Origin of the sequence: Streptomyces sp. NPDC050546, assembly GCF_044457425.1 — a bacterium.
Classification (GTDB): domain Bacteria; phylum Actinomycetota; class Actinomycetes; order Streptomycetales; family Streptomycetaceae; genus Streptomyces.
In genome coordinates this window covers 217,229-240,202 of record NZ_JBITGX010000011.1, presented here as the reverse complement: position 1 = coordinate 240,202, position 22,974 = coordinate 217,229, and the positions used below count along the sequence as shown (strand labels likewise).

The following is a 22,974-nucleotide window of genomic DNA, read 5'->3' as shown; positions in this document are numbered from 1 at the left end:
AGATAGTAGGAAGTCCGAGTAATTGTGGAGACAGACGCTCCGGCCTCCCTTACTTTTGTAGGAGCCGAACGTCTCGCTCGACCAAGCGAATGGCGGTCGTGAGCCGGGCCCCGTGCAGGCAACCCCTGCGGCACCGCTCCCCGCCCCCTCCGGCGTCTCCCATCTCTCCGCGCTCCATGCTGTCGAAGGAGTCGATCTCCCATGGCCGAGACGACCGTCCGCCGCCGAGTCCGTCACGTCTCCCGGACGACCGAGTCCGACCGCAAGAACGCCGCCGCCGCGCTCCAGCGCGCCCTCGACCGCAGGGACAACGGCGGATCCACCGGCCACTGAGCCGCCCCAGGACCGGGAGCCGCCCGACGGGGCGCGGTGCGGGGCCTCACGCCCCGCGCCGCACCTCGAAATGGTCGATCCGCTCACCGCTCGACGCCAGCGCCGACACCTTCAGCTTCGGCGCGGCGCCGCTCTCCGCCTCCACGGAGAGGAACGAGAAGCCGCGGTAGCGCACCCGCGACCACTGCACCGACTCCGCCTTGGTGTCCTGGGACTTGGTCCACCGGAACGTGGCGACGGACTCGTGGTCGGCGGCGTTCCCCTCGTAGCTCTCCTTCACGCCGTCAGGGAAGCCGTACAGCTCCTTGCCGCCGCCGCCCGCGGTGACGTACACGATCCCGTCCCGCCTGGGGTCCGTCGTCCCGCCGACCGGCACCGGCCTGCCCACCTCGCCGTTCTTGACCGCGTCGGTCCGCTCGTACACGTGGTTGTGCCCATTGATCACCAGGTCCACCTCGTGCTGGGCGAACAGCGGCAGCCACTCGGCGCGCACCCCGCCGTCGGAGGCGTGCGTGGACGTCGAGTACGCGCAGTGGTGGAAGTAGACGACGATGAAGTCGACGCCCTTGGCGGCCCGCAGCTCTCCGAGCTTCTTGTCCAGCCACTTCGTCTGCCTCCCCTCCGTGTAGCCGAAGTTGGCGGGGATCTCGTACGACACGTCGTTCGCGTCCAGCGCGACCACGCCGACGTTGCCGTAGGTGAAGGCGTACACGCCCGGTGCCGTACGCGCGTCGAAACCGCTGTCCGGCAGGGAGAAGCGGGCGAGCTGGCCGCCGTAGCCGTCCGGTGAGTACCAGGCCTCCATGTCGTGGTTGCCGGTCGTCACCATCCACGGCACCGACCTGGCGACCGGCTCGGTCTGCTTGAGGAACCGGTCCCACTGCCCGGCGTCGAAGACGTCCGACTCCTTGCCCTTGCCGGTCGGGTCGGCGTAGCAGATGTCACCGGCGTGCAGATGGAAGGCGGGGCTCTGGCGCAGCAGCAGACGGTCGTTGAGGGCCGCCTCCTCGCCGACGCCCTGGTCGCCGAACGCGGTGAACACGAACCGCTCGGGCGGGCTCGCGGGTGCCGTGCGGAAGGAGGTGATGGTGGACCGGTGGTCGGGGGAGGCGGGGTCGAAGCCCTCGTGGCCGACGCCGTAGTAGTACGTCGTGCCCGGGCGCAGGCCGTCCAGTGCCGCGTGCAGATAGAACTGGTCGACCGCCGCCCGTGCGCCCTTCAGCTCCGGGGTGTGCAGATCGCGCAGCTCCGCCTCGACCTTGCGGCCGAGATCGTCGGGGCGCGTGCCGACCCGGATGTACGGCTTCTTCACCGCGAGCGGCACCTGCCAGGAGATCCGCATCTGGGTCTTCGGGTCGGCGCCGAAGGCGAGATGGCGGCCGAAGGGGGTGATGAAGGAGCCGGGCGCCTTCGATGTGCTCGGCGACGGGTCCCTGGTCGCCGTGGCGCTCCCGGAGCCGGAGCCGGAGCCGGAGCCGGACCCCGAGCAGCCGGTCAGCAGCCCGCTCGCCACCGCGCCGGCCGTCACCAGCGTGCGCCGCCGCGACAGCCGTGTCCGCAGGTACTCGTGCTGTTCCGCCATGCTCATCCGGTCCGCGAGCCGCCGGGGAATGCCGAAGTCGGGAGTCTCCATGCGAGTCAATTTCCCAGCTGGGCCCAACACCGGTCCGACATACGGGTGAACGAGGGGCGACGTGTCCGTATCGCGGACACCGTGTGTCATCCCATGGGACGAGGAGTAGGGTGCCCGCATGTCTCGCAGCATCAATCTCGCAGTGATCCCCGGTGACGGAATCGGCCAGGAGGTCGTGACCGAAGGGCTGAAGGTCCTCTCCGCCGTCCTCCCGCAGGATGTGAAGCTGGAGACGAAGGAGTACGACTTCGGCGCCCGGCGCTACCACGCCACCGGTGAGACCCTCACCGACGCCGACCTCGACGCCCTCAAGAAGCACGACGCCATCCTGCTCGGCGCGATCGGCGACCCGAGCGTGCCGTCCGGCGTCCTGGAGCGCGGCTTCCTGCTCAAGCTCCGCTTCGCCTTCGACCACCACGTCAACCTGCGCCCGTCGAAGCTGCTCCCGGGTGTCGCCACCCCGCTGGCCGGCGAGCCGGAGATCGACTTCATCGTGGTCCGCGAGGGCACCGAGGGCCCGTACACCGGCAACGGCGGCACGATCCGCAAGGGCACCGAGCACGAGGTCGCCACCGAGGTCTCCGTGAACACGGCCTTCGGTGTGGAGCGTGTCGTGCGTGACGCGTTCGCGCGTGCCCAGGCCCGTCCGCGCAAGAAGCTGGCGCTGATCCACAAGAACAACGTGCTGACCTTCGCGGGGCACCTGTGGACGAACATCTTCAACAAGGTGGCCGAGGAGTTCCCCGAGGTCACCACCGAGTACATGCACGTGGACGCGGCGACGATCTACCTCGTCACGCAGCCCGAGCGCTTCGACGTCATCGTCACGGACAACCTCTTCGGCGACATCGTCACCGACCTCGCCGCGGCCGTCTCCGGCGGCATCGGCGTGGCCGCCTCCGGCAACATCAACCCGTCCGGAGACTTCCCGTCCATGTTCGAGCCCGTGCACGGCTCGGCCCCGGACATCGCCGGCCAGGGCAAGGCCGACCCGACCGCCACCGTGCTGTCCGTCGCCCTGCTCCTGCGCCACCTCGGCCACGAGGCCGAGGCCGACCGTATCGACGAGGCGGTCGCCGCCGACCTCTCAGAGCGCACGGGCAAGCCCGCCCGCTCCACCACGGAGATCGGCGACGCGCTCGCCGTACGAGTAGCCGGCTGACCCGCCGCTGCTTTTCGCAGAGCCGCCGGGTCGCATCCGCACCCGGCGGCTTTCGCATGTTCCCCGCCGGGTGTCACCATCGACCACCGGGTCGCATTCACCCCGTTCCTTCCTCCGCCGCCCACGGGCGATAATCGAACGCGAGGCCGCGGAATGAGGGAATGCTCGGACGTCCTAGCACTGGTCACATTCAGCGCAGTACCGAGCGCGGCCCGTCACTACAACCGGTGAAGGACATCAACCCATGACGACGCCCACGATCGAGCTCAAGCCCTCCGCCAACCCGCTCTCCGCCGCAGAACGCGACGCGATCCTGGCCAGCCCCGGGTTCGGCCGCCACTTCACCGACCACATGGTGACGATCAAGTGGACGGAAGGCCGCGGCTGGCACGACGGACAGCTCGTGCCGTACGCGCCGATCTCCCTCGACCCCGCCACCACGGTGCTGCACTACGCGCAGGAGATCTTCGAGGGGCTGAAGGCGTACCGCCGGCCCGACGGCTCGGTCGCCACGTTCCGGCCGGAGAAGAACGCCGAGCGCTTCCAGCGGTCCGCGCGGCGGCTCGCGATGCCCGAGCTGCCGGTCGAGACGTTCATCGAGGCGTGCGACGCGCTGGTGAGGCAGGACAAGGCGTGGGTTCCGGCGCACGGTGGTGAGGAGTCCCTGTACCTCCGTCCGTTCATGATCGCGACCGAGGTCGGGCTGGGCGTGAAGCCGGCCAACGAGTACCTGTTCCTGGTCATCGCCTCCCCGGCCGGGGCGTACTTCCCGGGCGGCGTGAAGCCGGTCTCCATCTGGGTCTCCGAGGACCGGGTGCGTGCCGTCCCCGGCGGTATGGGCGACGCGAAGACGGGCGGCAACTACGCGGCGTCCCTGCTCGCGCAGGCCGAGGCCGCGACGAAGGGGTGCGACCAGGTCTGCTACCTCGACGCCGTCGAGCACACGTGGGTCGAGGAGCTGGGCGGGATGAACCTGTACTTCGTGTACGGGGACCGGATCGTCACGCCGTCGTTGACCGGGTCGATCCTGGAGGGCGTCACCCGGGACTCCCTGCTCGCCGTCGCCCGTGACCTCGGGTACGAGGCCGAGGAGGGGCGGGTCTCGGTCGAGCAGTGGCAGCGGGACTCGGAGAACGGGTCGCTGACCGAGGTGTTCGCCTGCGGTACGGCTGCTGTGATCACGCCGGTCGGTACGGTGAAGAGGGCCGGGGCGGAGTGGAAGCAGAGCGGGGGCGAGCCGGGCGAGGTCACGCTGCGGCTGCGTCAGGCGCTGCTGGACATCCAGCGCGGTACGGCTTCGGACAAGCACGGCTGGATGCACCAGCTGGGCTGAGCGGCCCGGCTCTCCGGGGGCTCCGCCCCCGGACCCCCGGCCTATGCCCACCCACCACCCGAATCGGTCGGACGAGAAGCCTGAGCGGCGGCGGCGCCGGAATCGGTCGGACAGGAAGCCGGACCGGCGGTGGCGTGCGAATCGGTCGGACGGGAAGCCTGAGCGGCGGTGGCGTCGGAATCGGTCGGGCAGGGAGCTTGAGCGGCGGTGGTGTGCGAATCGGTCGAGCGCGAAGCCTGAGCGGCGGTGGCGTCGGAATCGGTCGGGCAGGGAGCTTGAGCGGCGGTGGTGTGCGAATCGGTCGAGCGCGAAGCCTGAGCGGCGGTGGCGCCGGAATCGGTCGGGCAGGAAGCCTGAGCAGCGGTGGCGTCCGAAGCGGGCGGGTAAGGAGCCCGGCTCGCCGTGTTCGCCCCGGGGGCCGGCGTCGCCGCGCTCGGGGTCGTCAGCGCATACGTCACCCCGCCCACCAGGCCCGACAGCAGGAAGCTGCAGTCCACCCCGCCGGTCAGTGACAGCAGCGGTCCCTCGTACGACGGGAGGGACACCGCCATGACGCCGACGGTCGCTCCGGCGGCCCAGGAGAGCGTTGCCGGGAGGCTCCAGCCGGCGCGGTACCAGTAGACGCCGCCCTGTGCGCGGCGGTTGAACACCTGGAGGGCCTCCGCGTCGTACACCCCACCGCAGCGGGCGAAGCCGATGAGGGTGATGACCGCCCAGGGCGTGCCGATCGCCGTCAGCAGCAGCACGAAGGACGTCATCGCGTGCTGCGCGGTCGAGTAGTAGTGCCCCGCGAAGACACAGGCCGTGGCCACGACGGCGACCGTGTACGTGGCCGTGGCGCGGGAGGCGCGCGGCAGGATCGCGTCCAGGTCGAGGCCCATCGAGTACAGCATCAGGCCCGCGTTGCCGACCGAGCCGGCGGAGGCCGCGAGGAGGAGCGGGACGAGGTACCAGGCCGGGGCGGCGGAGACCAGCGGGCCCGCGTAGTCGAGGGCCGCCCCGGCCGCGTACGCCGTGAAGGTGCCGAACAGCTGCGGCACCAGCAGGCCCAGCGTCAGCCCCAGCCAGGTCGCGTGCAGTACCCGGCGCGAGGGGTGGCGGGCCGGGGAGATGTAGCGGGTGTAGTCGCCGAGCAGCGTGATGAACGCGATCGGCCCGGACAGTCCGGCCGCCACGGCCGCGAGCAGCCACGTCGGCCAGAACCCGCCCAGCAGATAGCCACCGGCCTCCGGCAGCGCGGCGGTGGTGAAGCCCGGGGCGTAGGCGGCCACACCGAGCGCGAGCAGGGCCGTCATGCCGAACGCCAGCACCCGGGACATCGCGAGCAGCACACGGTAGCCGTACACCGCGCCCGCGACGGTGGCCGCGGCGAGCAGCCCGTAGACGACCCCGTACGCCATCCCGTCCTGCGGCAGTCCGGCCAGCCGGCCCAGCACGCCCACCATCACGTCCCCGCCGATCCACACGGTCAGCGCGGTGTAGCCGAGGGCCAGCAGCAGCCCGACCACCGAGCCGACCAGCCGCCCGCGCACCCCGAACTGGGCGCCGGATGAGGTCGACAGGTTGGTGCCCGTGCGCAGCGAGACCAGCGCCAGCGGAGCCGTGAACACCACCCCCGCCACGGTGCCCGCGAGCACCGCGCTGACCGACCCCCACCAGTCCAGGCCGAACGACGGCGGCAGCCAGCCGAAGACGATCACGCCCAGGCAGAGATTGGAGCCGAGCAGGATCGAGACGAGGTCGCGCGGCCCGCTGGTGCGCTCCTCCTCGGGGATGGTGTCGACTCCGCGCTGTTCGATCGGCATGGGCTGGTCTCCTTCGACGCCGCCATCACTTTTAGAGCGACGCTCAATGTGACGTGAGCGGCGTGGATCCGTCAACGGGTGGGTTGCGGGAATCCTGCGTTTAGAGTGATGCTCTAATCCGTCGGATGGCAAGGAGGTGCCGAGGCGTGAGACTGACTCCCACGGAACGTGACCGGCTGCTGCTCTTCTCGGCCGCGGAGCTGGCCCGGGCCCGCAAGGCGCGCGGCCTGAGGCTCAACGTGCCGGAGGCCACCGCGCTGGTCGCGGACACCGTGTGCGAGGCCGCGCGCGACGGTGCCAGGCTCGCGGAGGCGATCGAGCGCGCGCGGACGGTGCTCGGGCCCGACGACGTGCTGCCCGGTGTGGCCGACGTCGTCACCGAGGTGCACGTCGAGGCGGTCTTCGCCGACGGCTCACGGCTCGCGGTCGTCTCCTGCCCCATCGGCGGCGGCTCGGGGCCGGACGCCCCGGGCGCGCTGCTGCCCGGGCCTGAGCACGCCGAACCCGAGCCGGCCGGGCGGCTGACGGTCACCAACACCGCGACCGTGCCGGTCTCCGTCACCTCCCACTTCCACTTCTTCGAGGCGAACCCGCGGCTCGACTTCGCACGGGAGCGTGCCTATGGGATGCGGCTCGCCGTGCCCGCCGGGTCCACCGTGCGGTTCGGGCCGGGCGAGAGCGTCGAGGTCGGACTGGTGCCCATGGGCGGCGACCGGATCGCGATCGGGTTCGCCGGTCTGGTCGACGGGGCGCTGGACGCGCCCGGCGCCCGCGAGGAGGCACTGCGCCGCGCCGCCGCCTGCGGCTACCTCGGCGTACCGGACACAGCTGATCAGGAGGCCGGTCGATGAGCCGCCCAGGAGGACACCCCGCCGAGGCCCGCCGCCTCACCCCCTACGAGTACGCCGCCACCCATGGCCCGCGTGCCGGCGACCGGATCCGGCTGGGCGACTCCGGCCTCACCGTCGAGGTCGAGTCCGACTCCCAGCGCTACGGCGAGGAATTCCTCGCCGGGTTCGGCAAGACCGCCCGCGACGGACTGCACCTCAGGGCCGCCGCCGTCCGGGAGACCTGTGACGTCGTCATCAGCAACGTCGTCGTGATCGACGCCGTGCAGGGCGTGCGCAAGGTGTCCATCGGCATCCGCGAGGGCCGGATCTGCTCCATCGGGCGGGCCGGGAACCCCGACACCCTCGACGGGGTCGACGTCGTCGTCGGCACCGGCACGTCGATCGTCTCCGGCGAGGGTCTCATCGCCACGGCCGGGTGCGTCGACACCCACGTCCACCTGCTGTCGCCGCGCGTCATGGAGGCCTCGCTGGCCTCCGGCGTGACCACGATCATCGGGCAGGAGTTCGGGCCCGTGTGGGGTGTCGGCGTCAACTCGCCCTGGGCGCTGCGGCACGCGTTCAACGCGTTCGACGCCTGGCCGGTCAACATCGGCTTCCTGGGCCGGGGTTCGTCGTCCCACGCGGCCCCGCTCGAGGAGGCCCTCGCCGAGGGCGGCGCCTCCGGTTTCAAGGTGCACGAGGACATGGGCGCCCACACCCGCGCCCTGGACACCGCCCTGCGCGTCGCAGAGGAGCACGACGTCCAAGTCGCCCTGCACAGTGACGGGTTGAACGAGTGCCTGTCCGTCGAGGACACCCTGCGCGTCCTGGAGGGGCGCACCATCCACGCCTTCCACATCGAGGGCTGCGGCGGCGGGCACGTCCCCAACGTGCTGAAGATGGCGGGCGTGCCGAACGTCATCGGCTCCTCCACCAACCCGACCCTGCCCTTCGGCCGTGACGCCGTCGCCGAGCACTACGGGATGATCGTCTCCGTCCACGACCTCAAGACCGACCTGCCCGGCGACGCCGCCATGGCCCGCGACCGCATCCGCGCCGGCACCATGGGCGCCGAGGACGTGCTGCACGACCTGGGCGCGATCGGCATCACCTCGTCGGACGCGCAGGGCATGGGACGCGCGGGCGAGACGGTCCGCCGCACCTTCGCCATGGCCGGGAAGATGAAGGCCGAGTCCGGCGCCACCGACGACGGCCACAACCACGGCCACGACAACGAGCGCGTCCTGCGCTACATGGCCAAGCTGACCATCAACCCCGCCATCGCCCACGGCCTCGCGCACGAGGTGGGGTCGCTGGAAGTCGGCAAGCTCGCCGACATCGTGCTGTGGCGCCCGGAGTACTTCGGCGCCAAGCCGCAGCTCGTGCTGAAGTCCGGCTTCCCTGCCTACGGCGTGACCGGCGACCCGAACGCGGCGACCGACACCTGCGAACCCCTCGTGCTGGGGCCGCAGTTCGGCGCGCACGGGGCGACACCGGCCGACATCTCGGTGGCCTTCGTGGCGCAGGCCGCCGTGGACCAGGGGCGTGACGCGATGCCGACGCGCCGCCGCAGGGTCGCCGTGCGCGGCACCCGCGGGATCGGCCCGGCCGATCTGCGCCGCAACTCCCGTACCGGAACGGTCGACGTCGACCAGCGCACCGGTCTGGTCACCCTCGACGGCGAGCCCCTGCGTTCGGATCCCGCCGAGTCCGTCTCCCTCAACCGTCTCTACTTCCTCTGAGGACCCACGATGACCGCAGCCGCCGACGGCTTCCGCATGCCCGCCGAATGGGCCCCGCACGAACGCACCTGGATGGCCTGGCCGGGCGAGAACCCGACCTTCGACGACCCGGGGGAGCTGGCCGCCGCCCGTGTCGCCTGGGCCGCGGTCGCCCGGGCCGTCCGCCGGTTCGAACCGGTGACGGTGGTGTGCGGCCCGGGCCGGTCGGACCAGGCGCGCACACTGCTGGGCGAGGGCATCGACACCGTCGAGCGCGACCTCGACGACGCCTGGATGCGGGACATCGGCCCGACCTTCCTGACCGACGGGAAGGGCGGACTGGCGGCCGTGGACTGGACGTTCAACGGCTGGGGCGCTCAGGAGTGGGCCCGCTGGGAGCACGACGCGAAGGTCGCCGCACACGTCGCGGACCTCGCCGGGGCGCGGACGTACGCCTCGCGGCTCGTCAACGAGGGCGGGGCGATCCATGTGGACGGTGAGGGCACCGTCCTGCTGACGGAGACGGTCCAGCTCGGGCCGGAGCGCAACCCGCACTGGACGCGGGAGCAGGTCGAGGAGGAGATCCACGCCCAGCTCGGCACCCGCAAGGCGATCTGGCTGCCGCGCGGACTGACCGGGGACTACCCGCCCCACGGTTTCGGCACCCTCGGCCACGTCGACATCGTCGCTGCCTTCGCCCGGCCCGGCGTGGTCGTCGCGCACTCCCAGCCGGACCCGGCCCACCCCGACCACGAGGTGACCAAGGAGGTCATCGGCCTGCTGAAGTCCCGGACGGACGCGCGGGGCCGCCGCCTGGAGGTGGTGGAGGTCCCCGCACCGACCGTCCTCGAGGCCGACGGCCACTGGGCCGACTACTCCTACATCAACCACTACCTCTGCAACGGCGGCGTGGTCCTGTGCGGCTTCGACGACCCCCGCGACGAACTCGCGGCCGGCATCTTCCGCCGGCTCTTCCCCGAGCGGACCGTGACACTGGTGGACGCCCGTACGATCTTCGCTGGTGGTGGAGGCATCCACTGCATCACGCAGCAACAGCCGAAGATCTAGAACCCGGGAGCCGCAGATGGCCGGTGGGCGCAGGCAGGCGCCGCCCCGCGAGGACGTGCTCGCCGCCGCCATGGAGATGATCGCCGAGCGCGGTCTGGAGAAACTCACCATGGCGGCGCTCGGCCGCGAGGTCGGGATGAGCAGCGGGCATCTGCTCTACTACTTCGGCTCCAAGGACGAACTGCTGCTGCGCACCCTGGAGTGGAGCGAGGGGCGGCTGGGCGCCGAGCGCGGGCGGCTGCTGACGCGTTCCGCCACCGCCCGCGAACGCCTCGACGCCTATGTCGACCTCTACGTCCCCGACGGCCATCGCGACCCGCACTGGACCCTGTGGCTGGAGGTCTGGAACCGCTCGCAGACCGCTGCCGTCGACGCGGACGCCCGTGACCGGCAGGCCGCCATCGAGGGCGTCTGGCACCGCGACCTGGTGGCCCTGCTCGCCGAGGGCATCTCGCGGGGCGAGTTCCGCCGCGTCGACCCCGACCGCTTCGCCACCCGCCTGCGGTCGCTGCTGGACGGCTTCGCCATCCACGTGGCCATCGGGCTGCGCGGCACCGACCGGGCACAAGTCCTCGGGCATGTGCGGGAGTTCCTTGAGGACAGCCTCCTCGCGGACACCTGAACGCCCGCCCGCGTTGTACTCAATTCGGCGGATTGACCCCCTGGCCCGTGGTGATGTTGGCTCTGGGGAGCCCTCGGCGCGGGGCCGGGGGAGAAGCGTCCACGGGGACACGGGGATGCGGGACCACAGGGGGAACAGCACATGACCAGCACCAGGAGGGCCACGTCCGTCGCGCTCGGAGTGGCCCTGGCCGTCACGCTCGGCACCGCCGTCGCGCTGCCCGCGACCGCCGCGCCGGCACCGGTGCCGCGGACCGAGAAGGCGAGCGTCGCCCCGGACGGCACCGACGGCGACGCCTCCTCGGGCGGGCCGAGCCTCAGCGCCGACGGCCGCCGTCTGGCCTTCGTCTCCCGCGCCGGCAACCTCGTCGCCGGTGACTCCGACGGCCTCGCCGACGCCTTCGTGCGCGACCTCGAGACCGGCACGATCCGGTCGGCCAGCGACGGCGTGGACGGCTCCGTCGACGACGTCGCCCTGAGCGGCAACGGCCGGTACCTGGCCTTCGCCGCCACCGCCGCGAGCGACGGCCGCAGCCACATCTGGGTCAGGGACCTGAAGACCGGCACCCTCCAGCGCGTCGAGGACACCGTCGACACCGGCTACGACACCGGCAGGCAGCCCGCCATCAGCGCCGACGGCCGCTATGTCGCCTTCGTCGCCCAGCGATCGGAGTTCACGCAGGGCGACGACGTCTGGGGACGCGTCTACCGCGTCGACCGCACCAGCGGCGAGGCCGTCCGCATCAGCCAGGTGCCCGACGCGGCCGACCGGAAGACCGCCGCCACCAACCCGTCCATCAGCGCCGACGGCAGCCGGGTCGGTTACCAGTTCTTCGTCCCGCACCCGTCCTCGGGTGACTGGAGCGACGCCTGGGTCCGTGATGTGCCGAGCGGTGACCTGTTCCACGCCGACCGGGCACCGGACGGGCTGAAGTCCGACGGGCAGACCGAGTTTCCGCAGGTCAGCGCCGACGGCCGGTACGCGGTCTTCAACTCGCTCGACTCGCGGTTGACCCAGGGCGACACCAACAAGGGGCACAACGTCTTCGTCCGTGACCTCAGGACGGGGGAGCTGCGCCGGATCGACGCCGCCGACCCTGCCGCGTTCACCGCCTCTCCGCGGCTCAGCGCCGACAGCCGGTACCTCGCCTTCGTCTCGGCCGACCCGGGCGACCCGGACCGTACGGCGCGCGCCTACGTCCGCGACCTGCGCACCGGGCGCACGGTCCTGGCCAGCCCGGACGCCGAGGGCGGGCCGAACGACCAGAGCGTGTCCGCCCCGGTGCTCGACCGGCACGGCCGCACGGTCGCCTTCAGCAGCTCCTCACCCGACCTCGTGCCCGGCGACACGTACGACACCTCGCACGTCTACGTGCGACACATCAGGTGACCGACCGCATCCTGAGACAACCGTGAGCGAGGCGCGGGGGCTGTGCCAGACTGCCCCCGTGCTCTCGTTCGCCATGATTATTGGCAGCAGGCGCGCCGGTCCGCAGTGACCGCCACGTACGACCAGGTACGGGCGGACACCGTCGTCCTCGACCCGCGCGCAGACCTCTCGCACCCGCGAGAGGTTTTTCGCTTTTCTGGCCCACCCGCAGCCAGGAGCGAGAGCGCGAGGGAGTATGTGGGGGCGGTGGAGCCGGTCATTCCGGTACGACCGAGATCCAATCCTCAGGAGCCTTGAGACCATGACCGCAACCAGCGAGCTCGACGATTCCTTCCACGTCTTCGACACCACCCTGCGCGACGGCGCCCAGCGGGAGGGCATCAACCTCACCGTCGCCGACAAGCTGGCCATCGCACGGCACCTGGACGACTTCGGCGTGGGCTTCATCGAGGGCGGCTGGCCGGGCGCGAACCCCCGGGACACCGAGTTCTTCGCCCGCGCCCAGCAGGAGATCGACTTCCGGCACGCCCAGCTGGTCGCGTTCGGCGCGACCCGGCGCGCGGGAGCGAAGGCCGCGGAGGATCCGCAGGTCAAGGCGCTGCTGGAGTCGGGCGCCGAGGTGATCACGCTGGTCGCGAAGTCCCACGACCGCCATGTCGAACTCGCCCTGCGCACCACGCTGGACGAGAACCTGGAGATGATCCGCGACACGGTGTCGTTCCTGAAGGAGCAGGGCCGCCGGGTCTTCGTCGACTGCGAGCACTTCTTCGACGGCTACCGGGCGAACCCGGAGTACGCCAAGGCGGTCGTCCGTACGGCCTCGGAGGCCGGCGCGGACGTGGTGATCCTCTGCGACACCAACGGCGGCATGCTCCCGGCGCAGATCCAGGCGGTCGTCTCCACGGTCCTGGCCGACACGGGCGCCCGGCTCGGCATCCACGCCCAGGACGACACGGGCTGCGCGGTGGCGAACACCCTGGCCGCCGTGGACGCGGGGGCGACGCATGTGCAGTGCACCGCCAACGGCTACGGCGAGCGGGTGGGCAACGCGAACCTCTTCCCGGTCGTCGCGGCGCTGGAACTGAAGTACGGCAAGAAGGTCCTGCCCGAGGGCCATCTGCGCGAGATGACCCGTATCTCGCACGCGATCGCCGAGGTCGTCAACCTCACCCCCTCCACGCACCAGCCCTACGTCGGCCTCTCCGCCTTCGCCCACAAGGCCGGGCTGCACGCCTCGGCCATCAAGGTCGACCCGGACCTGTACCAGCACATCGACCCCGAGCTGGTCGGCAACACCATGCGGATGCTGGTCTCCGACATGGCGGGCCGCGCGTCCATCGAGCTCAAAGGCAAGGAGCTCGGCATCGACCTGGGCGGCGACCGGGAGCTGGTCGGCCGGGTCGTGGAGCGGGTGAAGGAACGCGAACTCCAGGGCTACACCTACGAGGCGGCCGACGCGAGCTTCGAACTCCTGCTGCGCACCGAGGTCCAGGGCAAACCGCTGCGCTACTTCGAGGTCGAGTCCTGGCGTGCCATCGTCGAGGACCGGCCCGACGGGTCCCACGCCAACGAGGCCACGGTCAAGCTGTGGGCCAAGGGCGAGCGCATCGTCGCCACGGCGGAGGGCAACGGTCCGGTGAATGCCCTCGACCGGGCGCTGCGGGTGGGTCTGGAGAAGATCTACCCCCAGCTCGCCAAGCTGGAGCTGGTGGACTACAAGGTCCGCATCCTCGAAGGCAAGCACGGCACCCAGTCCACGACCCGCGTCCTGATCTCCACGTCCGACGGCGCGGGCGAGTGGTCCACGGTGGGCGTCGCCGAGAACGTCATCGCGGCGAGCTGGCAGTCCCTGGAGGACGCGTACACGTACGGCCTGCTGCGGGCCGGGGTGGCTCCGGCGGAGTAGCCGGTTGCGGGCGGGTGGTGGGTCGGGGCCGCGCCGGGGGGTGTCCGTCCTCGGATTGGCGCGATGGACTTGCGAACCGACTCACTGCCCGTTGACGCGCCAACCACTGCGGGCGAACACCCCCCGACACGTCCCCTTGCGTAGTCGTCCCCGCTGCGGGCATGTGCCGCCCCAGCCGCGCCCCCCGCGCCGCCCTAGCTGCGGGCAGCGTGCCGCCCCCGCTGCAGGCATGCCTGCCGCCCTAGCTGCGGGCAGCGTGCCGCTAGGGGCGGCACGGGTGGGCGCAGCGGCACCTCGTCGCGCCGAGCTGCGCAACGCCCCGGCCCCGGCACCCACGCCGAGCACGGGGAAGTCACATGGCCGAGTCGCGGGCGCGTGGCACCTGGGCATCGCCCACCCGCTCCCGCCCCGGCGCGCGGTCGAGACGGAAGAGACCCGCCGAATGAGGCCGCTGCCCGGGCGTATGGCCCGTGGACCGGGTCAGCTCCTCCACACCGTCGGCCAGATACCCGACCCAGGCCGAGCCCTCGTCCTCGATGATCCGCTGCGCATCCGTCCGCAGCCGCTCGATCACCCCGAGCAGCGCGGCCTGCTCCTTGTCGCTGGGGGAGTCCGTGGCCCGCAGATACGTCTGCGCCCACTCGGCCTGCGCCCTCTTGAGGATCTGCTGTAGCGCCTGCTGCGTACGGATGTAGCGCGTCCAGGACGCCGAGAAGCCGAAGATCCGGTCGAACAGGACACAGCCCGCCCCGCCGGCCAGGAAGACGAAGCCCCACTCGGGCTGCACGGTCGTCGGGGCGGCCGCGTGCACCAGCGGAGTGAGCGTGCCGACGATGCCCAGCAGCGCGGCCAGCGCCCGCAGCGACCGCGACCAGAGCGACGGCCCCCGGCGCCGCTCCAGGTACCAGCCGATCGCCGTCGTCACCTCCGCCTCGGCATGCCGGAACAGCTCCCACAACAGGTCCGCCCGCGCCCGCGAACGGTCCAGCTCGGTGAGTGCGGACACCGTCATGTCCGCTGCTCTGCGTCTACCGAACATGCCCCTGATCCGCCCTTTCCGCTGCGACCGGTGGACCGGCCGGGACCGGCACGGCCCACGGCAGTGAGCCAGAGGCATCGTAGGCGCAGTGGCGTCTTGAAATCCCCGCTCCTACCGATATCCCTTTCTGTGCCGATTCAGGTAGTTTCGAACATATGAAGGCCGCGCTGGTGCGTACCCTCGTACGTCTGCTGATCGTGCCGGTCGCCGCCGTACTGGTGGCGCTGATGGCCGGTGCGCCGGGCGCGCACGCGGCCACCGACCTCTCGAAGGTCGCCGAGGAACTGCGCGAGAACCCCGTCTACGTCGATCCGGCCGCCTCCGACCTGCTGGCCGCCTCGGACGCCGAGGCGCTCGCCGACAAGATCAAGGACGCGGACAAGCCCGTCTTCGTGGCGGTCCTCCCGTCCGACGTCCCCACGCAGGACCTCTTCCGGAACCTGCGTACCGAGACCGGCGTCAGCGGTCTGTACGGCATTCGCCTCGGAGATGAGTTCGACGCCCGTGCCGACAGTGCGGTGATGAGCCGCCAGGCGGTGTCCAACCTGGTCACGGCCGTGCAGGACACCGGTGACACCAAGGCCCAGCTGAACGACTTCGTCGACGACGCCCTGCGCAGCGTGGGCGGTTCGGCGCCGAGCAGCTGGAGCGACGGCTCGGGCACCGACGTACCGGTCGGCGGCCTGATCACGTTCGGCGCCCTGGTCGCGGCCGGCGGCGTGGGCACCTACGCGGTGGTCCGGCGCAACCGGCGCCGTCACGAGGAGGAGCAGCGGGCCGCCCTGGAGAAGCTGCGGGTGGTGGTCGACGAGGACATCACCGCCTTCGGCGAGGAGCTGGACCGCCTCGACTTCCATCCCGGGGAACCCGGCGCCGACGACGCGATGCGCGCCGACTACGAGCGTGCCCTGGACGCCTACGAGCAGGCGAAGTCCCTGATGGCGGCCGCGACGAAGCCGGAGGACGTCCGGCCCGTCACCCAGACCGTGGAGGACGGCCGTTTCTCCCTGGCCCGACTCGCGGCCCGGCGCGAGGGCGGCCGGCTGCCGGAGCGCCGCCCGCCCTGCTTCTTCGACCCGCGCCACGGCCCCTCGGTCGCCGACGCGAGCTGGACACCCTCGGGCGGCACCGTGCGCGACGTCCCGGTCTGCGCGGCCGACCAGGCCCGGCTCGCCGAAGGCCGGGACCCGGTGATCCGCGAGGTCGACACCGACTACGGCCGCCGCCCGTACTGGGAGGCAGGTCCGGCGTACGGCCCCTGGGCCGGCGGCTACTTCGCCGGCGGCATCCTGCCCGGCCTCCTCGTCGGCACCCTGCTCGGCAGCATGATGGCCGCCCCCGCCTACGCGGCTGACTACGGCTCCGGCTACGGCGACTTCGGCGGGTACGAGGGCGGTGACGTTTCCGGCGCCAACTTCGACTCCGGCGACTTCGGCGGCGGCTTCGGAGGAGGGGACTTCGGCGGCGGAGGCTTCGGCGGCGGGGACTTCGGGGGTGGGTTCTGAACCCGGCGGCGTCGTGATGCTCCGCCCCGCCGCCTGAGTTCAGCGCCGCAGCGGCTCCTGGACGCCCGCGAGCCGCCCTCGGTGCCGCCACATCGCCCCGGCCACGACGGCCGCGAGCGCGATCAGACCCGCGCTCACCCACACCGGCGACCGGTACCCGAACCCGGCGCCGATCGCCGCGCCACCGGCCCAAGGCCCGAGTGCCGCGCCGACGTTGAACGCGGCGGTGGCGAAACCCCCGGCCAGCGTGGGCGCGCCCGGCGCCGCGTACAGCACCTGGGCGATCAGCGTGGAGCCGACGCCGAACGACAGCGCCCCCTGGACGAAGACCAGTCCGAGGGCCAGGACCGGGTGCCCGGCCCCGACGGCCAGCAGGCACCAGCCCACGCCGACCGCGACGCCCCCGCCGGCGAGGACCGGCACGGGACGCCGGTCGGCGAACCGCCCGGCGGCGGTCACGCCCACGAACGACCCGGCCCCGAACAGCGCGAGCACCCCGGGCACCCCTGCGCTGCCCAGCCCCGTCACCTCGGTGACCAGCGGCGCGAGATAGGTGAAGGTGCAGAACGTCGCCCCGTTCACCAGGGCGCCCAGCAACAGGGTGACGAGCGGTCGGGGGCCGCGCAGCGCGCGCAGCTCACCGTGCAGCGCGGGCGGCGCGCCCCCGGCCGTCCCGCCCGGCACGGACCACGCCACCGCCACCAGGGCCGGCAGCGACACCAGCGCCACGGCCCAGAACGCCGTACGCCAGCCCCACAGTCCGCCCAGCACGGCCCCGGCGGGCACCCCGGCCACACACGCCAGCGTCACCCCGCCCAGCAGCGTGGACGTCGCCCGGCCCTTCGCGTCCGCCGGGACCATGTCCACGGCGGCGACGAGGGCGACGGCGAGGAACCCGGCGTTGGCGAGCGCCCCCACGACCCGTGTGACGAGAAGGACCTCGAAACTGCCGGTGAGGGCACCGGCGACATGGACGGTGAGGAAGACGAGGAGGAACGCCAGCAGCGTGCCCCGACGCGGCCAGCGCCGAGCGAGGCCCGCCACGAGCGGCGCCCCCACGACCATTCCCGCGGCGAAGGCTGAGGTCAGCGCGCCCGCAGCGGGAACGGACACCCCCAGATCCCGCGCGATGTCCGGCACCAGCCCGGACAGCATGAACTCGGACGTTCCCTGCGCGAACACGGCAAGGCCCAGCAGAAGAAGAGCGAACGGCATGAAGAAACTCCGCACCCGGAAGTCGACGACGAACACGACACGTCGGTCGGCGATCCGGCGGCGGAGCGAAGAAGGGGCCTCAGCGGCCCGACATCACAAGCAGCCACCGGAGAGCCGGTGGCCGCACTCTGGACGCCTCGGGGCTGGACACGACAGGCACGTTAGGCGGCTTCGGAGGACCGGGTCCACCGGTTTTCCTGCCGGTCTTTCCGGGCGGCGTTCAGGGCCGCGTTCCCCCGGCCCCCACCGCGGTGGACGATGACGACGGCCGTGAGGCAGACGGCCAGCCCGAGGGCGGTCTGGACGCCGAACGGTTCGCCGAACATGAGCGCGCCCCAGACGGCCGTGACCGGGGCCATGAGGAACATCAGGGTGTTGACCTCGGTGACGCCGGAGCGCTTCAGGATCAGCCAGTACAGCCCGTACCCGCCGAACGTGGACAGGCCCACGAGCCAGGCGACCGCCACCCAGAACCCGCCCTCGGCCGGCGGCGCGGCGGCTCCGGCGCCCAGTGCCAGCACGGTGAAGAGAACGGCGCTGGTGACGCAGTGGACGGTCAGTGACACCGAGGGAGCGACCCGCGAGCGGGACCGGCTCTCCAGGAACGTCGCCGCGACCAGGGACAGCATGCCGAGCAGCGGGATGGCATAGGCCCACCAGGCCACGCCGGTCCCGGCGGCGGCGTCGGCCAGGGTGACCACGGCGACGCCGCCCAGCCCAAGGCCCAGGCCGATCCACTGCCGGCCCGAGACATGGCTCCCGAGCAGCGGTCCCGCGAGGGCTCCGGCGACGAGGGGCTGGACGCCGTCGATCAGGGCCGTGGTGCCGCTGGAGACGCCGAGCTGGATGGCGTAGTAGACGCTCAGCAGATAGCCGCTCTGCGACAGCACCCCGATCACGGCCTGCCGGGTCACGTCCCGGGTGGTGAGTCCCCGCCAGGCGGACCGCGTGAGGACGGCGACGGCGACGAGGACGACGGCCAGCGGCAGGAACCGCCACATCAGGACCGTGAGCGCGGACGCGCTGCCCGCACCGAGCTTGGCTCCGATGAATCCGGAGCTCCAGCACAGGACGAAGGCGAGGGAGAGCAGGATGTTCACGACATCACAACCAATAGACAGATCGGTATACCCGTTCCCTCGCGACTATACAGATCGGTATACTCGGATGCCATGGGTACCACCGCTGAGAACCCCCGCCGGATCACACTGACGCCTGCCGCGCGCCGCGCCCTGGAGGCCGCCGCGCGGCTGTTCTACGAGCGCGGCATCCACGCTGTCGGGGTCGACCTCATCGCAGCGGAGGCCGGCGTGACGAAGAAGACCCTCTACGACCGGTTCGGCTCCAAGGAGCAGATCGTCGTGGAGTACCTCGCCGATCGCGACGAGCGCTGGCGGGCCTTCCTCGGCGAGCGCCTCGACACGGCCGGGCCGGACCCGCTGGAGCGTGTCCTGGCGGTCTTCGACGCCTCACGCGCATGGGCGCGGGACAGCAGCCCCAAGGGGTGCAGCATGGTCAACGCCCACGCCGAGATCAGCGACCCCGCCCACCCGGCCCACCCGATCATCACCGGCCAGAAGCAGTGGATGCTCGCCCTGTTCACCGGCCTCGCCGCGGACATCGCCCCGGATGAACCGGCCCGTCTGGCCCGGGCGTTGATGCTGCTGCACGAGGGCGCGCTCGTCGCCCACGGTCTGAACATCTTCCCGGACGCCATCGCCGACGCCCGCGAACAGGCGCGCGCACTGCTCGCGTAGCGGACGGATCCTGTCCTACTCGGTCCCTACGGTGGTGCCATGACCACCTCCGACGGCAGGGACCCGCTCACCTTCGCCACCGCGGCCGGCCTGGACTCCTGGCTGACCGCCCACCCCGCCCCGCATCCCGGCCTCTGGGTCAAGGTCGCCAAGAAGGGATCGGGCATCCCCTCCCTCAGTGCCGCCGACGTCAACGACGTGGCGCTCTGCCACGGGTGGATCACCGGGCAGCGCAAGGGCCTCGACGGGTCGTACTACCTCCAGAGGATCACCCCGCGGCGCCCGGGCAGTCTCTGGTCCATGGTCAACGTCCGGCGGGTCGAGGAACTGACCGCCGCCGGGCGGATGCGCCCCGGCGGACGCGACGAGGTGGCCGCCGCGCAGGCGGACGGGCGATGGGAAGCGGCCTACGCGTCCCAGCAGGAGGCTGAGGTCCCGGAGGATCTCGCGGCGGCGCTGGCCCTGAGCCCACGGGCCGCGGCGGCCTTCGGGAAACTCGGACGGACGGACCGCTACCTCGCCATGCTCGGCGTCCTCCGCGCCCGGACGCCGCGGACCAGGGCGGCACAGGTGGCCGCGGCGGTGGCGAAGCTGGAGACCGGCGGACGGGACCGATGAGCCCGGCCGGGCGGGCGGGTCCGGTGCCCGACGGCACCGGACCCGTGCGCTGTTCTGTCGCTGCTGAGGGGCGGGTCAGAGTGTGGACGCCGCCGAGGCTATGGCGGAGGCGAACGTGGAGACCTCCGTGTAGACGCCGGGGGCCTCGGGCCGTGCGCAGCCCTCGCCCCAGCTGACGATGCCGACCTGGATCCAGGCGCCGGCGTTGTCCTTGCGGAACATCGGGCCGCCGGAGTCGCCCTGGCAGGTGTCGACCCCGCCCGCGTCGAAGCCGGCGCAGATCTCCTCGTTCGCGACGAGGCCGCTGTACAGACCGCCGTAGGCCTTGCACGCGGCGTCGCTGACGAAGGGCACGGTCGCCTTCAGGAGGTAGCGCTGCTGGGAGCCGCCCTCACGGTTGGCGCCCCAGCCGGCGACGGTGAAGTCACCGGTGTTGTACTGCGAGGTCGTGGCGATCTTCAGGGTCGGCAGATTGATCGGCTGGGCGAGCTTGATGAGCGCCCAGTCCTTGCCGGTGCCGTTGTAGCCGGGCGCGCGGAGCACCTTGGTGGAGCGGACCTGGACCCGGCCGCTCGTGGACTGCAGGTCGACTACCCCCGCGGTGGCGGTGATGCTCGTGTTGTTGCCGGAACTGCCCACGCAGTGCGCGGCCGTGAGCACGATCTGCTGGGTATAGAGCGCGCCGCCGCAGCCCATGGACAACCTGACCATGAACGGGAACTCGCCCTGCGCGGCACGCGTCCCGCCGACGACGGGCGACGGCGCGGCCTGCGCCGCGGTGACGGGCTGAAGGCTGGCGATCGCGAGCGCGGCGGCGCCGACGACCGCGCATCTCTTGAGGGCCGTGAGAAGTCTCTTCAACGTGATGCCTTCCGTGGGGGGTTGACCTGGGGAGATGTGCAACCGAAGCATCCGTTTGACGAGCTCATGTCAGCAGCAGGGCCAAAAAAACGTCCATGTGCTGGCATGGACCGGTCAAAATTCTGCTGCTGGATTATGAGAACGCCGCGAGTCCTCGCACAAGAGGCCCGATTCGGCCACACCGCACGGAGTCGTCCCGTACGGCGTGGCCGGAGGTGCGGGCGGTTCAGGAGGTTCAGGCGTTCCTGATCGCCGAGATGTCGAAGTTGAGCTTGATCTTGTCGGAGACGAGGACACCGCCGGTCTCCAGGGCGGCGTTCCAGGTCAGGCCCCACTCGGAGCGCAGGATCTCCGCCTTGCCCTCGAAGCCGACGCGCTCGTTGCCGAAGGGGTCCTTCGCGGCGCCGTTGAACTCCAGGTCGATGGCGAGGGGGCGGGTCGTGCCGAGGATCGTCAGCTCACCGGTGATGCGGTAGTCGTCGCCGCCCAGGGACTCCGCCTTGGTGGAGCGGAACGTCATGGCCGGGAACTCGTCCGCCTTGAAGAAGTCCGCGCTCTTGAGGTGGCCGTCCCGGTCGGCGTTGCCCGTCTCGATGCTGTCCATCACGACGTCGAGGGATGCCGAGGACTGCGAGGGGTCGGTGCCGTCGAGGTGCAGCGTGCCCGTGAAGTCCTGGAAGCCGCCCTTGACGTTGGTGACCATGGCGTGGCGGGCGACGAAGCCGATCGTCGAGTGCGCGGGGTCGATCGTGTAGTCGCCGGTCAGGGCGGCCAGCTCCGGCCGTACGGCCCCGGACGTGGCGGTGGCGGTCTCGGTGTCCTTGCGGCTGAAGATGCTCATGGGTACGCCTCCTGCGCGTGATGTGATGCCGACTCTTGATGTTGAATCTTGAACTACATCAACGCGCACCACCGTAGACCTATTCCGGTTCAATGTTCAACATCAATGGAGGCTGTGTCGCGATACCGCCGCCTGGCGGCACCGAGCGGCCCGCAGGGGTGGTCCTGCCGCGGCCGTCACGGACGGGCCCGGCCCGTGGACCGCCTACGGAAACGGGCACGTCGGACCGGGTGGGCCGGGCCCGCGAGGGGGCTCCAGCGCTGGCGCGGTGCACTGGAACGGCGGTGTCCTGGAAGAGGAGGTTCCGTGTGAAGGGATCCGCAGGGCCCCGCATGGAGACAGACGAGACCACGGCGGACGTACAGCGCAGGGAGACCGACCGATGACACTCACCGGCTCCGGCTCGGCCTACGACCCACCGGGCCCCGCACCACACGGCCCCTCGGCCCCTTCCAGGGTGCGCGAGCACGGACCGGCACGGCGTCTGGACCGGCGCGTGGCCCTCGTCACCGGCGCCTCCTCGGGCATCGGGGCGGCGACGGCACGGCGCTTCGCCATGGACGGCTGGCAACTGCTCCTCAACGGACGCGACCGGCGGTGCCTGGAGCGGACGGCGTCCGGCACCTCGGCCCTCGTACTGCCCGCCGACCTCGCCGCCCCGGACGGCCCCCGCCTGCTGGCCCAGTCCGCGCTGCACGCGACCGGCCGGATCGACGTCCTGGTCGCCGGGGCGGGCATCGGCTGGACGGGCCCGTTCGCCGCCATGCCGCACACCGACATCGACCGGGTGCTGGCCCTCGACCTCAACGCCACGCTCCACCTCGTGCGCGAGGTGCTGCCGTCCATGATCGCGGCCGGCCGGGGCCGGGTGGTGCTGCTCGGCTCGGTCGCGGGCCGCGCGGGCGTACGGGAGGAAGCGGTGCACTCCGCCGCCAGGGCGGGCCTCGCCGCCTTCGCCGAGGCACTGCGCCAGGAACTGCGCGGCACGGGCGTGGGCGTGACCTTCGTCGTGCCCGCCCGCGCCGGCTCCACCCGCCGGGGCGGCCCTCACGACCGCACCACACCCCGTCCCGTCTCGCCCGGCTCCGTCGCCCGCGAGATCTTCCAGTCCGTACGCCAGGACCGCGACGAGGCACACGCCCCCGCCTGGCGAACCCTCCCGAGCCGCCTCAGGGCCCTGGGGCTATATCGCCGCATGCCGAACCGCTTCGGCTGATCGGAGCCGGCACGCGCCGCATCCCCTCGTTCCCCCATCCCAGTCACTCCGGCCGAATCCTCCGTTCAGGCGACCGCCTCCCCGTGGTAGGGCATGGGCATGACTCCCCAGCGTCGTGTC

The 22,974-nt window shown here is 71.7% G+C and carries 19 protein-coding genes and 1 pseudogene; 13 read left to right on the top strand and 7 right to left on the bottom strand.

Annotation, left to right across the window (positions count from 1 at the left end):
• Positions 1-201 precede the first annotated feature (201 nt).
• Positions 202-333 carry a hypothetical protein gene (locus ACIBK5_RS27340; protein ID WP_005479955.1) on the top strand — a complete coding sequence of 44 codons (132 nt, stop codon included), beginning with the start codon at positions 202-204 and terminating at the stop codon, positions 331-333.
• Between the two features lie 46 nt (positions 334-379).
• On the opposite strand, the gene ACIBK5_RS27335 is transcribed toward ACIBK5_RS27340, so the two are convergent.
• On the bottom strand, positions 380-1,966 hold the full coding sequence (locus tag ACIBK5_RS27335) for a purple acid phosphatase family protein (RefSeq protein WP_399023377.1): 1,587 nt from the start codon (positions 1,964-1,966) through the stop codon (positions 380-382).
• Positions 1,967-2,084: 118 nt separating this feature from the next.
• On the opposite strand from ACIBK5_RS27335, the gene ACIBK5_RS27330 reads away from it, so the two are divergent.
• Complete coding sequence (locus ACIBK5_RS27330; RefSeq protein WP_399023375.1) at positions 2,085-3,128, top strand: 3-isopropylmalate dehydrogenase; 1,044 nt, start codon at positions 2,085-2,087, stop codon at positions 3,126-3,128.
• 244 nt (positions 3,129-3,372) lie between these two features.
• Entirely contained in the window at positions 3,373-4,461 is a 1,089-nt protein-coding gene (locus tag ACIBK5_RS27325) for a branched-chain amino acid aminotransferase (RefSeq protein WP_399023373.1), read from the top strand.
• 395 nt (positions 4,462-4,856) lie between these two features.
• Here ACIBK5_RS27325 and ACIBK5_RS27320 read toward each other — a convergent pair.
• Positions 4,857-6,266 (bottom strand): annotated as a pseudogene (locus tag ACIBK5_RS27320) (cytosine permease); the annotation flags it as partial.
• A 146-nt stretch (positions 6,267-6,412) separates the two neighbouring features.
• Here ACIBK5_RS27320 and ureA point away from each other — a divergent pair.
• The 6 genes from ureA to cimA all read left to right on the top strand — a co-directional run bounded on the left by ureA (position 6,413) and on the right by cimA (position 13,802).
• The gene (gene ureA, locus ACIBK5_RS27315) at positions 6,413-7,117 is read left to right on the top strand and encodes an urease subunit gamma (protein WP_399023371.1); all 705 of its coding nucleotides are present in this window, start codon (positions 6,413-6,415) and stop codon (positions 7,115-7,117) included.
• Entirely contained in the window at positions 7,114-8,838 is a 1,725-nt protein-coding gene (locus tag ACIBK5_RS27310; protein WP_399023369.1) for an urease subunit alpha, read from the top strand. Before ureA ends, ACIBK5_RS27310 begins: the two co-directional genes overlap by 4 nt.
• Positions 8,839-8,847: 9 nt before the next feature.
• On the top strand, positions 8,848-9,885 hold the full coding sequence (locus ACIBK5_RS27305) for an agmatine/peptidylarginine deiminase (RefSeq protein ID WP_399023367.1): 1,038 nt from the start codon (positions 8,848-8,850) through the stop codon (positions 9,883-9,885).
• Positions 9,886-9,901: 16 nt separating this feature from the next.
• Positions 9,902-10,507: a TetR/AcrR family transcriptional regulator gene (locus ACIBK5_RS27300; RefSeq protein WP_399023365.1), complete on the top strand. Its 606-nt coding sequence runs from the start codon at positions 9,902-9,904 to the stop codon at positions 10,505-10,507.
• 141 nt (positions 10,508-10,648) lie between these two features.
• Positions 10,649-11,896, top strand: coding sequence for a TolB family protein (locus tag ACIBK5_RS27295; RefSeq protein ID WP_399023363.1), 1,248 nt, complete (start codon positions 10,649-10,651; stop codon positions 11,894-11,896).
• Positions 11,897-12,197: 301 nt separating this feature from the next.
• The gene (gene cimA / locus ACIBK5_RS27290; protein ID WP_399023361.1) at positions 12,198-13,802 is read left to right on the top strand and encodes a citramalate synthase; all 1,605 of its coding nucleotides are present in this window, start codon (positions 12,198-12,200) and stop codon (positions 13,800-13,802) included.
• A gap of 352 nt (positions 13,803-14,154) precedes the next feature.
• Here the strand turns inward: cimA and ACIBK5_RS27285 are convergent, their stop codons facing one another.
• Entirely contained in the window at positions 14,155-14,814 is a 660-nt protein-coding gene (locus ACIBK5_RS27285; RefSeq protein WP_399023360.1) for an SLATT domain-containing protein, read from the bottom strand.
• 182 nt (positions 14,815-14,996) lie between these two features.
• Between ACIBK5_RS27285 and ACIBK5_RS27280 the strand changes: the two genes are divergently transcribed.
• Positions 14,997-16,346, top strand: coding sequence for a hypothetical protein (locus ACIBK5_RS27280; RefSeq protein ID WP_399023358.1), 1,350 nt, complete (start codon positions 14,997-14,999; stop codon positions 16,344-16,346).
• A gap of 39 nt (positions 16,347-16,385) precedes the next feature.
• Here the strand turns inward: ACIBK5_RS27280 and ACIBK5_RS27275 are convergent, their stop codons facing one another.
• Together ACIBK5_RS27275 and ACIBK5_RS27270 are read right to left on the bottom strand one after the other, a co-directional pair.
• Positions 16,386-17,561, bottom strand: a complete 1,176-nt coding sequence (locus tag ACIBK5_RS27275; RefSeq protein WP_399023356.1) for a Cmx/CmrA family chloramphenicol efflux MFS transporter — start codon at positions 17,559-17,561, stop codon at positions 16,386-16,388.
• A 161-nt stretch (positions 17,562-17,722) separates the two neighbouring features.
• Positions 17,723-18,661, bottom strand: a complete 939-nt coding sequence (locus tag ACIBK5_RS27270) for a DMT family transporter (RefSeq protein WP_399023354.1) — start codon at positions 18,659-18,661, stop codon at positions 17,723-17,725.
• 72 nt (positions 18,662-18,733) lie between these two features.
• On the opposite strand from ACIBK5_RS27270, the gene ACIBK5_RS27265 reads away from it, so the two are divergent.
• Together ACIBK5_RS27265 and ACIBK5_RS27260 are read left to right on the top strand one after the other, a co-directional pair.
• A complete protein-coding gene (locus ACIBK5_RS27265; RefSeq protein ID WP_399023351.1) occupies positions 18,734-19,318 on the top strand; it encodes a TetR/AcrR family transcriptional regulator in 585 nt (194 codons plus the stop codon).
• A gap of 39 nt (positions 19,319-19,357) precedes the next feature.
• Positions 19,358-19,936, top strand: coding sequence for a YdeI family protein (locus ACIBK5_RS27260; protein ID WP_399023349.1), 579 nt, complete (start codon positions 19,358-19,360; stop codon positions 19,934-19,936).
• Between the two features lie 75 nt (positions 19,937-20,011).
• Here the strand turns inward: ACIBK5_RS27260 and ACIBK5_RS27255 are convergent, their stop codons facing one another.
• Positions 20,012-20,797, bottom strand: a complete 786-nt coding sequence (locus tag ACIBK5_RS27255) for a S1 family peptidase (RefSeq protein WP_399023348.1) — start codon at positions 20,795-20,797, stop codon at positions 20,012-20,014.
• Positions 20,798-21,032: 235 nt separating this feature from the next.
• A complete protein-coding gene (locus ACIBK5_RS27250) occupies positions 21,033-21,638 on the bottom strand; it encodes a YceI family protein (RefSeq protein ID WP_399023344.1) in 606 nt (201 codons plus the stop codon).
• A gap of 382 nt (positions 21,639-22,020) precedes the next feature.
• On the opposite strand from ACIBK5_RS27250, the gene ACIBK5_RS27245 reads away from it, so the two are divergent.
• The gene (locus tag ACIBK5_RS27245) at positions 22,021-22,854 is read left to right on the top strand and encodes an SDR family NAD(P)-dependent oxidoreductase (protein ID WP_399023342.1); all 834 of its coding nucleotides are present in this window, start codon (positions 22,021-22,023) and stop codon (positions 22,852-22,854) included.
• Positions 22,855-22,974: the final 120 nt, after the last annotated feature.

What these genes read in the sequence shown, in the direction of transcription:
- ACIBK5_RS27340 (WP_005479955.1), top strand. Translation starts at nt 202, where the DNA reads ATGGCCGAGACGACCGTCCGCCGCCGAGTCCGTCACGTCTCCCGGACG.
- ACIBK5_RS27335 (WP_399023377.1), bottom strand. Translation starts at nt 1,966, where the DNA reads ATGGAGACTCCCGACTTCGGCATTCCCCGGCGGCTCGCGGACCGGATG.
- ACIBK5_RS27330 (WP_399023375.1), top strand. Translation starts at nt 2,085, where the DNA reads ATGTCTCGCAGCATCAATCTCGCAGTGATCCCCGGTGACGGAATCGGC.
- ACIBK5_RS27325 (WP_399023373.1), top strand. Translation starts at nt 3,373, where the DNA reads ATGACGACGCCCACGATCGAGCTCAAGCCCTCCGCCAACCCGCTCTCC.
- ACIBK5_RS27310 (WP_399023369.1), top strand. Translation starts at nt 7,114, where the DNA reads ATGAGCCGCCCAGGAGGACACCCCGCCGAGGCCCGCCGCCTCACCCCC.
- ACIBK5_RS27305 (WP_399023367.1), top strand. Translation starts at nt 8,848, where the DNA reads ATGACCGCAGCCGCCGACGGCTTCCGCATGCCCGCCGAATGGGCCCCG.
- ACIBK5_RS27300 (WP_399023365.1), top strand. Translation starts at nt 9,902, where the DNA reads ATGGCCGGTGGGCGCAGGCAGGCGCCGCCCCGCGAGGACGTGCTCGCC.
- ACIBK5_RS27295 (WP_399023363.1), top strand. Translation starts at nt 10,649, where the DNA reads ATGACCAGCACCAGGAGGGCCACGTCCGTCGCGCTCGGAGTGGCCCTG.
- cimA (WP_399023361.1), top strand. Translation starts at nt 12,198, where the DNA reads ATGACCGCAACCAGCGAGCTCGACGATTCCTTCCACGTCTTCGACACC.
- ACIBK5_RS27285 (WP_399023360.1), bottom strand. Translation starts at nt 14,814, where the DNA reads ATGACGGTGTCCGCACTCACCGAGCTGGACCGTTCGCGGGCGCGGGCG.
- ACIBK5_RS27280 (WP_399023358.1), top strand. Translation starts at nt 14,997, where the DNA reads ATGAAGGCCGCGCTGGTGCGTACCCTCGTACGTCTGCTGATCGTGCCG.
- ACIBK5_RS27275 (WP_399023356.1), bottom strand. Translation starts at nt 17,561, where the DNA reads ATGCCGTTCGCTCTTCTTCTGCTGGGCCTTGCCGTGTTCGCGCAGGGA.
- ACIBK5_RS27265 (WP_399023351.1), top strand. Translation starts at nt 18,734, where the DNA reads ATGGGTACCACCGCTGAGAACCCCCGCCGGATCACACTGACGCCTGCC.
- ACIBK5_RS27260 (WP_399023349.1), top strand. Translation starts at nt 19,358, where the DNA reads ATGACCACCTCCGACGGCAGGGACCCGCTCACCTTCGCCACCGCGGCC.
- ACIBK5_RS27250 (WP_399023344.1), bottom strand. Translation starts at nt 21,638, where the DNA reads ATGAGCATCTTCAGCCGCAAGGACACCGAGACCGCCACCGCCACGTCC.
- ACIBK5_RS27245 (WP_399023342.1), top strand. Translation starts at nt 22,021, where the DNA reads ATGACACTCACCGGCTCCGGCTCGGCCTACGACCCACCGGGCCCCGCA.